At 68.5% G+C, this 11,233-nt stretch carries 8 protein-coding genes; 7 read left to right on the top strand and 1 reads right to left on the bottom strand.

Translation table 11 applies throughout. From position 1 onward, the window contains the following. From ACYP5B_RS06945 to mobF, 5 genes are all read left to right on the top strand, one after another. Positions 1 to 1,396: hypothetical protein (locus ACYP5B_RS06945; RefSeq protein WP_459569090.1), on the top strand; the 1,396-nt coding region annotated here is incomplete at its 5' end. 672 nt (positions 1,397 to 2,068) lie between these two features. Then, positions 2,069 to 2,575 carry a plasmid mobilization protein gene (locus ACYP5B_RS06940; protein ID WP_459569089.1) on the top strand — a complete coding sequence of 169 codons (507 nt, stop codon included), beginning with the start codon at positions 2,069 to 2,071 and terminating at the stop codon, positions 2,573 to 2,575. Further along, positions 2,572 to 2,898: a hypothetical protein gene (locus tag ACYP5B_RS06935; RefSeq protein ID WP_459569088.1), complete on the top strand. Its 327-nt coding sequence runs from the start codon at positions 2,572 to 2,574 to the stop codon at positions 2,896 to 2,898. The genes ACYP5B_RS06940 and ACYP5B_RS06935 overlap by 4 nt, the downstream gene beginning before the upstream one ends. Before the next feature lie 2 nt (positions 2,899 to 2,900). Then, positions 2,901 to 4,109 (top strand): type IV secretion system DNA-binding domain-containing protein, encoded by a 1,209-nt coding sequence (locus ACYP5B_RS06930; protein ID WP_459569087.1) that lies wholly within the window; start codon positions 2,901 to 2,903, stop codon positions 4,107 to 4,109. Next, on the top strand, positions 4,103 to 6,676 hold the full coding sequence (gene mobF, locus ACYP5B_RS06925) for a MobF family relaxase (protein ID WP_459569086.1): 2,574 nt from the start codon (positions 4,103 to 4,105) through the stop codon (positions 6,674 to 6,676). Before ACYP5B_RS06930 ends, mobF begins: the two co-directional genes overlap by 7 nt. A gap of 74 nt (positions 6,677 to 6,750) precedes the next feature. Here the strand turns inward: mobF and ACYP5B_RS06920 are convergent, their stop codons facing one another. Further along, positions 6,751 to 7,149 (bottom strand): helix-turn-helix domain-containing protein, encoded by a 399-nt coding sequence (locus ACYP5B_RS06920; protein WP_459569085.1) that lies wholly within the window; start codon positions 7,147 to 7,149, stop codon positions 6,751 to 6,753. Positions 7,150 to 7,262: 113 nt separating this feature from the next. Here ACYP5B_RS06920 and ACYP5B_RS06915 point away from each other — a divergent pair, with 113 nt between their 5' ends. Then, positions 7,263 to 10,310 carry a CHC2 zinc finger domain-containing protein gene (locus ACYP5B_RS06915; RefSeq protein ID WP_459569083.1) on the top strand — a complete coding sequence of 1,016 codons (3,048 nt, stop codon included), beginning with the start codon at positions 7,263 to 7,265 and terminating at the stop codon, positions 10,308 to 10,310. A gap of 2 nt (positions 10,311 to 10,312) precedes the next feature. Further along, on the top strand, positions 10,313 to 11,233 hold a 921-nt coding region (xerC, locus tag ACYP5B_RS06910; RefSeq protein WP_459569081.1), incomplete at its 3' end, for a site-specific tyrosine recombinase XerC.

Raw genomic sequence — 11,233 nt, 5'->3', positions numbered from 1 at the left:
TGCGTTTGGCAATGCACTGGGTGGGAGCCTGGCAAGTAACTCGAGTAGCCAAAACAGCAGCGGCGAAACAGCGCTGGGCCAGGTCGGCGGTAGAAGCGCTCAGGAACAGGCCATTGCCCAAGGGCAAGGCAACGTGATGAGCGTCGGCAGCATCTATGGCAACGCTGACGGCCCACACTACGTGGACAACACACCGACAACTGGCATGTTCCAGGGGGACATGCCGGCCCAACAGACGCAGACGGCAGCTTCGAGCGCATCGGGGGGCGGCTACTATTGGAGCGACATCGGCGAGCCGCAGACCCAGGCGGAGCGGTACGCGCAGACGTTCGGTGGACAGGTAGTCAATACCAGTGCCGCCGGGACTGACGCCGGGCCCCACAGCTACGGAACGCTACCAGAGGTCACGGCTCGCGCTAACGCGCGTGAGGACGATGACGGCTTCGCTGGCAGATTCGGGGGAAGCACGCCGTACACGGGGGAATGGACCGAAGTGCGCCCTGATGGAGAGGTGGTCGTTCACGCATCTGGAGCGCCGGGTAGTGTCACGGGCAAGTCTGCACAGGCTGGCAATCTTCTGACCAATCCAGAAACGGGCCTACTTGACTTCGCCTACTCGGCCAGGTTGAGCCGGCAGCAGAGCGATGCTGCCGCGCGTGCTGCGAACCAGACGCAGTGGGCAACGGGCCCTCAGTTGGTACCATATGGTGCTGGGGCGAGGGCTGCGGAGGCTCAAGTTGCCGCCCGCAACCGGTATATTGCGGCCGTTCAAGGGCAGCCAATTGGCGGCCTCGTGGCCAGCGGCGTATTCTTAGCGTCGGGCAGCTTGGAGATGGCTGCGTCGGCAGCCGTTGCAACCGAGCCGTTGGATTCGATGTGGGCGCCAGGTGGTGCAGGCAGGGCTCGGTCGGTGGCCTCCATTGGGAGGAATGGCCGCATCGGAGGAACTCCTATCAGCGACAATGCTGCTGAAGGGAGCCTGGTGAACCCACGACTGATACAGCGGCTTGATGCATGGCGCTCCTATCAGGAAAATGGCGGTCAACTTGACCTTCAGGGCTGGGTACAGAGGACACAAGGCGCTCCGTGGGGGACAGGGTTTAGTAGCGGTTATGGCGCTTGGGCCAGGGGTGTGGAGTCGGTACACGGCAATTCCGTGATGTCTGGGCGGGAAGCTTCGCTCTACAGACTGGAAGACGCTGCTTCTGGCAACCTGTTGAAGTGGGGTATCTCACAGGACATGAACAGCCGGTATTCGGGCGGCTTTATGCTGGACAAGCAAATCTTTGAGGTATCACGTGGAAGCCGCGCTGACATATTGCGTCAGGAACGCGAACTGGTTGAGACGCAACCGGGGCCGCTGAATCGTGAGCCATGGGCTGGTAAAAGAAGGTAAGGGTGATGATATCAATCGGTGGTGTATACAGAGGCCCAGAGCTTCGTGGCTCTGAAATCAACCGCACACTTATGGCGGTAACGCGTGCCCTGAATGAGTTAAGAGGGCCCGTGAAGCTTGGGGAATTACCACTTGTCAATGCCGTCTTCGTCGTTCCTGGGTCACTAGGAGATGCCGGCTTTAGTGGCTTGCAATTCGGGGACTTCTCGAAGAAAGACAAGGCGGTTGTGGTCCAGATTGCGGTACCGCCTGAGCTGACTACTGGGCCTAACCAAGTTAGCTTCATAGTCAATGCACTTCATGGCGCGAACGCTATGGCGTTTGAGTTCTTTAGGCAGCGGGGTGAACAGTTCTCTCTACGTGAGGCCGAAGAGTTGGTAAGTGCCATATCCGCAAAGCTCTAACACGTCTGAGACCTTCTGCCATCAACGCCCGCTCTGCGCGGGCGTTGTCGTTCCTGGCCCCCGGGTTCGCTCTCAGCCGCCTGGCCGGCGGCATCTAAAACTCCCCGCCAAGCCTTGCCAGGAGCCGGTCTCCGGTAAAAGGCTAAACCCGAGTCGCTTACTCCTGACGTAGACCTGCGCATGCGGGTCTGCCGAGCCACGGCCCGCCCTTAAAGGGTGTTGTGTCGGACTCGCTACACCTTGCATCCCCACTCGTCAGGAGCGACCCATGTTCGACCCCAAACCGGCCCTTACAGGCCCTGCAGAGAAAGTACACACCCCTGCAATCTCCGATTGCGGCGCCTATGCGCCGGAAACCCCCGCCGCGCCTGGCTTGGCGCGTAGACCGCCCCCCGCCGCAGCGGTCCACAAAGCGACCACGCCCAGTGCTGGCGCGGCTTCGCGGGCAGCCGGCGTGCGCAACAAGTTCATCAAGGTGCGGGTGGCGCCGGCCGAGTACGCCGGCATTGCCCGCCACGCCGATGCGGCCGGGCAGACCATGAGCGAGTACGTGCGCGAGCAGGTGCTAACGGTCCACCGCGCGCTGGACGTGCAGGCGGAGCTCGCGGCCTTGCGTGGCCTGGTGGCGGCGCCGGCGCGGTCCACGGACGACGCGCTGGCGCTGGAGGCGGTGCTGTTGCTGCGCGAGCTGGCGGCGGCGCGCGACGCGCAAATCCTGGGGCGCGTGCGCGCCCAGCTGGCGCAACGGACTCAGCAGCACGGAGGCCAGGCATGAGCACGCGCGACCCCTTCCTCAGTAGCCTGCTCATCGTGCTGGACCGAGCCATCGTCTGGCTGGTGCTGACCGGCGTCCACTTCATGGTGTTGTGGTCGGCGGTGTGGCAGCGCGGCCTGGGGCTGTCTGGGTCGCTGGCCGTGCAGCAACTGCAGGCGGTGTTCACCGGCGGTGCCGAGCGTCTGACCGTGACGCTGTTCGCGCTCACGCTCGCGGTGGCGGTGCTCGCCACCAGCGGCCTGTGCGCATGGCTGTTCGCGCGCTGGCGCCGCCAGGGTGCGCTGCGCGGTGCACACGTGCGCGGCCCGAAGCTGGAGGGCTGAGCATGCGTACCGCTGACCCCCTGACGCTCGCAGGCGTGCCGCTGCCGCGCGAAGCCGAGCCGCTGCACTGGCTGCTGGCCGGCAGCACCGGCGCGGGCAAGACCACGGCCATTGGCGAGCTGCTCGCTGGCATCCGGGCGCGCGGCGAGCGCTGCATCGTGTGCGACCCCAATGGCGGCTACCTGAGCCAGTTCGCAGAGGACGGCGACCGGCTCTTGAACCCGTTCGATAGCCGCAGCGAGCACTGGACCTTGTTTAATGAGCTGCGCCGCGACTTCGATGCTGAGCGCCTGGCGCGCAGCGTGGTGCCCGATGGCCAGGGCGAGAGCGCGGCCTGGCACGGCTATGCGCAGGGGCTGCTGGCCGAGGTGCTGCGCGCGCTGGTGCGCAACGGCGAGAACTCGACTGAGCGCCTGCTGTACTGGGCCAGTATCGCGCCGGCGGCCGAGTTGGGCCAGCTGCTCGCGGGCACGCCGGCGGCGGGCCTGTTCGACCCCGAGGCAGCCAAGGCGCTGGCCTCGACGCGCTTCGTGCTGGCCGCGCGGCTCGCGCCGCAGCGCTATCTGGCGCCGGGCGCGTTCAGCCTGCGCGATTGGCTGGAGACCGAGTCCGGCAGCCTGTTCCTGAGCTGGCGCGCGGACATGCAGACGGCGCTGGCGCCGCTGCTGGCCGCCTGGGTGGATGTGCTCGCCAATGCGGTGCTGAGCCTGCCGGCCGACCCCGGCCGGCGCCTGTGGCTCATCGTGGACGAGTTGGCCGCGCTCGGGCCGCTGGCCTCGCTGGAAGCGGCGTTGACGCTGGGGCGCAAACACGGCTTGTGCGTGGTGGCGGGGTTGCAGAGCACGGCGCAGCTGGACCGGCTTTACGGGCAGGACGCGGCGGTGGTGCTGCGCTCGTGCTTCCGCAACCTGCTGGTGCTGGCCATTGCCCGCACCGACCCCGACACCTGCGAAGCGCTGTCGCGTTCTCTGGGCGAGCGCGAGGTGCGGCGAGCGGAGGCGTCGCGCTCGCAGGGGACGCAGGGCACGAGCCGGGGTGTGAGCCTCGCGACCGTGCAGGAGCGGCTGGTGCTGCCGTCTGAAATTGCCACCTTGCCGAACCTGCAGGGCTACCTGGCCCTGGCCGGCGACACGCCGGTGCGCCGGGTCAGCCTGGTACCGCAGAGCCGCGAGGCCGTGACCGAAGCCTACGCCGAGGAGGCCGCATGCTGACACTTGCCAAGGTGACTTCGGGCGCGGCCGCTGCCAGCTACTACGAGAGCGCTGACGACTACTATGCCGAGGACGGGCAGGCGCCCAGCGCCTGGTTGGGTGCCGGGGCCGAGGCGCTCGGACTCGCTGGGCCGGTGGATACCGCGGCCTTCAAGACGCTGCTGGACGGCCAGTTGCCGGATGGCACCACCATGCACCACGGCGGCGAAGGCCCGCGCCTGGCGGGCCTCGACCTGACCTTCAGTGCCCCCAAAAGCGTGTCGATGCAGGCGCTGATTGCGGGCGACCGCCGCCTGCTGGCGGCGCACGATACGGCGGTGGCGCGGGTGCTGGCCCACATCGAGGACCGCCTGGCGGCGTGCCGCGTCACGGTGGCCGGCGACACCTACAGTGCATCGACTGGCAACTTGGTGGTGGCGGGCTTCCGGCACGACCTCTCGCGCGACGCCGACCCGCAACTGCACACGCATGCGGTGTTGCTGAACCTGACCCAGCGCGACGATGGCCAGTGGCGTGCGCTGGATGCCGCGCCGCTGTACGGGCAGCAGAAGTTGCTCGGGGCGTTGTACCGGGCCGAGCTGGCGCGCGAGGTGCAGGCGCTGGGTTACGCGGTGCGCGCCACGCACGCCGATGGGCGCTTCGAGTTGGCGCACCTGACCGATGCCCACGTGGCGGCCTTCAGCAGCCGCAGCCAGGCGATTGTGGGCGCGCTGGCGCAACTGGGGAAGGACCGCAGCAACGCGACGGCGGCCGAGCGCGAGATTGCCACGCTGGCCAGCCGCAAGGCCAAGGGGGAGCTGGACCGCGCGACGCTGCGCCAGCTGTGGCAGGACAAGGGCGCGGCGCTCGCCATCGACTACACGGCGCGCGCCCCGGTGCTGCTCAGTGAAAACGCGCGCCAGGCGCAGGTGGCGGCGGCGGTGGACTTCGCCATCCAGCACCTGACCGAGCGCCAAAGCCTGGTGCGCCATGAGGCTCTGGTCGGCTGGGCGCTGGGCGGCGCCACCGGGGTGGCCACGCTGGCCGACATCGAGGCCGCGCTGGCGGCGCGCGTGGGCGATGGCAGTCTGCTGGCCTCGGGCGGCTGGTACACGACCGCCGCCGCGCAGGCGCTGGAGCGGGCGCTGCTGGACATCGAGGCACGCGGGCGCGAGGCGTTGGCGCCCATCGTGCGCCAGACCTGGCTGCCAGGCACCGAGGGCGACGCGCTCAACGCCGGGCAGTGGGGCGCGGCCCGCCTGATACTGACCAGCCCGCACCGGGTGGTGGGCGTGCAAGGGCGCGCCGGCACTGGCAAGACGCGGATGCTGACCCAGGTGCGCGACTTGGCGGTGGTACAAGGCTGGCGCTGCGTGGGCCTGGCGCCCTCGGCGGCGGCCGCGCAGGAGGTGGGCGCGGCCGGCATCGAGGCCAGGACCATTGCCGCCTTCCTCGCGCGCAACGGCGGCGGTCTCGATGCGCGCACGCTGGTAGTGCTGGACGAGGCCGGTATGGTGGCCGCACGCGATATGCACGCGGTGCTGGCGGCGGTGGAGCGCGCGGGCGCGCGCATCGTGCTGGTGGGCGACACGCGCCAGTTGAAGGCGGTGCAGGCGGGCGTTCCGTTCGCGCAACTGCAGGCGGCGGGGATGGCGACCGCGCATATGCAGGACATCCAGCGCCAGACCAGTGCGACCCTCAAGGCGGCGGTGGAGCATGCGGCCGAGGGCGAGGTGGCGACGTCCCTGGCGCTGTTGAAACCGCGCATTGCCCAAGTGGAGCACGCACGCGAGCGGTACGCCACCATTGCGCGCCACTACACGGCCTTGCTGCCGCAGGACCGGCAAGAGACGCTCATCGTGGCCGGCACCCATGCGGCGCGCGAGGCCATCAATACCGAGGTGCGGGCCAGGTTGGGGCTCACTGGCACGCCGGTGCGCATCCTAGTGGCGCGGGACTTGACCGAAGCGCAGCGCAAGAGCGCGCTGTCGTACCAGCCGGGCGACGTGGTGCAGGTACAGAAGGCCTACGCCTCGCTGGGTCTGGCGCGCGGCGAGCTGGCCACGGTGGTGGCGGCGCAGGCGGGCCGGGTGACGCTGCAGCGCGAGGACGGCCAGGCAGTGGAATGGCGTCCGGCCCTGATGCCCAACGTGGCGGTGTACGCGGTGGTCGAGCGCGACATGGCGGTGGGAGACCGGGTGCGGGTCAGCGCCAACAATTACGGGCTGGGCCTCGTCAATGGCGAGTTCGGTACGGTGTCGGCGCTGACGCCGCAGGCGCTCACGCTGGCAAAAGAATCGGGTACGCAGGTGGTGCTGGAGCTGCGCCGGCCGTTACACCTGGAGCACGGCTACTGCACCACGGTGCACAGCGCGCAGGGCCAGACCTGCGAGCGGGTGATGATAGATGCGGACGTGAAAAGCGCGATGGCCAACGAGAGCCTGTATTACGTGGCTATCAGCCGGGCGAGGAGCGAGGTGCAGCTGTACACCGATGACCGCAGCCTGCTGGTGGGGGCGATGAGCCGGGTGGATGCGAAGGCGGCCGCGCTGGACCTGGAGCGGCCCCGGGAGGGGATGGGTCTGTAGGTCTATCGATTAAAAAGAAAAAAGCGCCCCCAGGCCCCGCGATGCGGGGCTTTTGCGTTAGCGGCTAACGGGCGTTAGCGAGCGTGCTGGGCCAGTACAGTCTCGAGCATCTGCGAGACGAACTTCTGCTGGGCCTTGGGGAGTTGGCTGATGCTCTCGATGTGCTGCTGCCACTTGGGCACGGGGCCACGTTTGCGTTGCGCGCTGTTGCCCTCGCCGAAGAGCTCTTCCAGGGAGACCGAGAGGGTACGGGCGACCACCGGCAATGCCGAAACCTGGATGCGGCGCCGCCCGACCTCGTAAGCCTGAATCGTCTGCTGAGAGACGCCGAGCACTTCTGCCAGTTGCACCTGCGTGATACCCCGTGCCTTGCGGAAGGTGGTAATGCGTTCACCCAGCGCGACGAAGAAGTCGCGTTCCTCAGTACTGATAGCCATGGTTGCGGTCGATGCATCGGACAGAAAGACCGCCATAAGGTACTCCCGGTTTTACAGTGCGCTGTTGCAAATACTACTTTAAGTAGTATACCCTTGGCGGGTTATTTTTATTGACACCCCCTTGACAGGGTAAACCCGGAGTCTGGTCGATGGCGCGCATCCCCGAGGGCGAACTGGAGCACCTCAAAGCTGACATCTCGGTGCAGCGGCTGGTGGAGGCGTCGGGGGTGGCGCTGAAGAAGTCGGGCAAGGACTGGCTGGGGCTGTGCCCCTTCCATGAGGACCGCGAGCCGTCGCTGGTGGTGAGCCCGGCCAAGAACCTGTGGCACTGCTTCGGCTGCCAGGTGGGTGGCGGCCCCATCGACTGGGTCATGAAGCACAAGGGGGTGTCGTTCCGCCACGCGGTGGAGTTGCTGCGTGCCGACCCTGCCTTAGCCGCCAGTTCGGCGGGTGCGGGTCGCGCCACGGTGCGCAGCTTGCCGTTGCCGGTGGCGCCGGACGCGGACGACCAGGCGCTGCTGGACCAGGTGGTGGGCTACTACCACGAGACCCTGAAGCAGTCGCCCGAGGCGCTGGCCTACCTGGAGGCGCGCGGCCTGGCGCACCCCGAGGTGGTGGCGCGCTTCCATCTGGGCTATGCCAACCGCACGCTGGGCTTGCGCCTGCCGCTCAAGAACCGCGTGGCCGGGGCCGAATTGCGCACGCGGCTGCAGCGCATCGGCATCCTGCGCGAATCGGGCCACGAGCACTTCAATGGCTCGCTGGTCATCCCCATCCTGGATGGCGAGGGGCAGGCGGTCGAGGTGTACGGGCGCAAGCTGCGCGACGACCTGCGCCCGGGCACGCCCAAGCACCTGTACCTGCCGGGGCCGCATCGCGGGCTGTTCAACCTGGCTGGCGTCATCGAGGCCGGCGCGCGCACCGACGATGGGGCGCGCGAGCTCATCGTGTGCGAGGCGCTCATCGACGCGCTGACCTTCTGGGTGCACGGCTACACCAATGTGACCGCCGCCTATGGGGTCGAGGGCTTTAGCGACGACATGCTGGCCACGGTGCAAGCCAGCGGCATCGTGCGTGTGTTCATTGCCTATGACCGCGACGAGGCGGGCGAGCGGGGCGCCGAGCGGCTGGGCGAGCGCTTGCTGAGCGCGGGCCTGGAGGTGTTGCGGGTGCAGTTGCCGCGCGGCATGGACGTGAACGAATATGCGCGCAAGCTGCAGCCGGCGCCGCAGGCGCTCGCGCTGGTGCTGCGCCAGGCGCGCTGGGTAGGCCGAGCGCCCGAGGCCTGCGAAGCCCCGGAAAACCTCACCCCGGCGGCTGAAGAAAAAACCACCATCCAACCCGCGCCAGCCCTGGTGCCCGAGCCTTCTGTCTTAGCCGCTGCCGTGCCCGCGCCGAGCACCGACACGGCCCTGCCGGCGCTGGCCGACGATGTCCAGGGCGACGAGCTGACCCTGCATCTGGGGGCCTGCCAGTGGCGGGTGCGCGGCTGGCGCAAGAACCTGAGCCCGGAGCAGATGCGGGTGAACCTGCAGGTGCGCCAGGAGGGAACGGCAGAGGCCGCCGGGGGCTACCACGTCGACACGCTGGACCTGTATGCGGCGCGCGCCCGCGCGGCCTTCCTGCGGCAGGCCAGCGCCGAGCTGGGCTTGCCCGAGGACGCGCTCAAGCGCGACCTCGGACACCTGTTGCTGCGTCTGGAAACGCTGCAGGACGAGGCCTTGCACGCCACGCAGGCGCCCACGAGCGCGGTGCCGGTGCTCAGCGCCGACGAGGAAGCTGAAGCCCTGGCGCTGCTGCGGGTGCCGAACCTGTGCGAGCGCATTGCTGCTGACCTGCAGGCCTGCGGCGTGGTGGGCGAAGCCACCAACCTGCTGGCGGGGTATCTGGCGGCCACCAGCCGCAAGCTCGACACGCCGCTGGCCGTGCTCATCCAGAGTTCCAGCGCGGCCGGCAAGAGCAGCCTGATGGAGGCCGTGCTGGCGATGATGCCGCCCGAGGAGCGCATCCAGTACAGCGCGATGACCGGACAGAGCCTGTTCTACCTGGGCGAGACCGACCTGCAGCACAAGATACTGGCCATTGCCGAAGAAGAGGGCGTGCGCCAGGCCGCCTACGCGCTCAAGCTGCTGCAGTCCGATGGTCAGCTCACCATCGCCAGCACGGGCAAGGATGAGACCACCGGCAACCTGGTGACCAAGCAGTACCGGGTGCAAGGCCCGGTGATGCTGATGCTCACCACCACGGCCATCGACGTGGACGAGGAACTGCTCAACCGCTGCCTGGTGCTCACCGTCAACGAGAGCCGCGAGCAGACCCGCGCCATCCATGCGCGCCAGCGTCACCGGCAGACCCTGGACGGCTTGCTGGCCGAGACCAACCGCAGCGCGCTCATCGAGCTGCACCGCAACGCGCAGCGCCTGCTCAAGCCCGTGCACGTGGTGAACCCCTATGCCCAGCAACTGAGCTTCGGCGACCACCAGACACGCACGCGGCGCGACCATACCAAATACCTGAGCCTCATCCGCGCCATTGCGCTGCTGCACCAGCACCAGCGGGCCCTCAAGCACGTGGAACACCGGGGCCAGACGCTGGCCTACATCGAGGTGACGCGCCAGGACATTGCGCTGGCCAACGAGGTGGCGCACGAGGTCCTGGGGCGCACGCTGGACGAGCTGCCGCCGCAGACGAGGAAGCTGCTGACGCTGCTGCGGGAGTGGGTGGGCGAGCAATGCCGTGCCCTGGGCATTGCCCTGGCCGACTTCCGCTTCACGCGCCGGGAATTGCGCGAGGCGGTGCACTGGGGTGATACCCAGCTCAAGGTGCATCTGGCGCGCCTGGTGGAGATGGAGTTCCTGGCGGTGCATCGGCGGGGGCTGAGCCACACCTATGAGTTGGTCTATGACGGCGACGGCGAGCGTGCGCACCTGTGCGGGCTGCGCGAGGTCGAGAGCTTGCAGGATGACGGCGGGCAGCCGTACGACCCCGACCGGTCGGGGCAAAAGGCGAAGCGGTCGGCCTCCGGTCGGGGGCAGGTCGGTGCCCGGTCGGCCCTCGGTCGCACGCCCTCGGATAGCCCACCAGGTCAGGTGCGGCGCGGCCTGGACGACGCGGCGGCCAGCCGCAACGGCGCCGATGGTCGAGAAGCGCTGCTCCGGCACGAGAGCGTGTCTCCGGTCATACCCTCAGCCGCCTGACCTTGCGCACCGGCCGCGCTTCTGAACGGTCCCAGGCCAGCCCGCGCCAGCGCTTCGCGCAGCCGGTGGGCGACCCGCGCGACGCGACCGGGCTGTACGCGGCGATGCGCCGCTACCTGGCGCACCGGGCGACGATTGGCAGCACCGAGCAGGGGCTGTACGGCGTCGAGCGCTATCTGCGCGACTTCATTGCCTGGGCGCACGAGCGCGCCATCACCCACCCACAGCACGTGAGCCGCCCGGTCCTGGAGCGTTACCAGCGCTGGCTGTACCACTACCGCAAGCGGGATGGCGCGCCGCTGTCGGTGGCCAGCCAGCGCAGCAAGCTGGTGCCGTTGCGGGGCTGGTTCAAATGGCTCACGCGCACGGGCGCCATCCCGGCCAACCCGGCGGCCGACCTGGACCTGCCCCGGCGCATCCGGCGCCTGCCGCGCAGCGTGCTGACGGCGCGCGAGGTCGAGCAGGTGCTGGCGCTGGCCGACACCGGCACGCCGCTGGGCCTGCGTGACCGGGCGCTGATGGAGCTGCTGTATGCCACGGGGATGCGCCGCATGGAGGTGGCGCACCTGGAGCTGGGCGACATCGACGCCGAACGCTGCGTGGTGCTCATCCGCGAGGGCAAGGGGCGCCGCGACCGGCTGCTGCCTCTGGGCGAGCGCGCGCTGCACTGGGTGCAGCAGTACCTGGACCGGGCGCGGCCGTTGCTGGCGTGGAACCTGGCCGAGCCGACGCTGCTGCTGGGCAGCGAGGGCAGGGCGCTGAACCCGGTGTGGCTCTCGACGGTGGTGGCGCAGTACGTGGAGCGTGCCGAGCTGGGCAAGCACGGGGGCTGCCATCTGTTCAGGCACTCGATGGCGACGCTGATGCTGGAAAACGGCGCGGACATCCGTTTTATACAGGCGATGCTCGGGCACGCCGAGCTC

This window comes from Cupriavidus sp. 8B, from assembly GCF_054589115.1.
The sequence above is the reverse complement of the archived record's forward strand: the minus strand, read 5'-3'. Positions and strand labels throughout refer to the sequence as shown.

What these genes read in the sequence shown, in the direction of transcription:
- ACYP5B_RS06940 (WP_459569089.1), top strand. Translation starts at nt 2,069, where the DNA reads ATGTTCGACCCCAAACCGGCCCTTACAGGCCCTGCAGAGAAAGTACAC.
- ACYP5B_RS06935 (WP_459569088.1), top strand. Translation starts at nt 2,572, where the DNA reads ATGAGCACGCGCGACCCCTTCCTCAGTAGCCTGCTCATCGTGCTGGAC.
- ACYP5B_RS06930 (WP_459569087.1), top strand. Translation starts at nt 2,901, where the DNA reads ATGCGTACCGCTGACCCCCTGACGCTCGCAGGCGTGCCGCTGCCGCGC.
- mobF (WP_459569086.1), top strand. Translation starts at nt 4,103, where the DNA reads ATGCTGACACTTGCCAAGGTGACTTCGGGCGCGGCCGCTGCCAGCTAC.
- ACYP5B_RS06920 (WP_459569085.1), bottom strand. Translation starts at nt 7,149, where the DNA reads ATGGCGGTCTTTCTGTCCGATGCATCGACCGCAACCATGGCTATCAGT.
- ACYP5B_RS06915 (WP_459569083.1), top strand. Translation starts at nt 7,263, where the DNA reads ATGGCGCGCATCCCCGAGGGCGAACTGGAGCACCTCAAAGCTGACATC.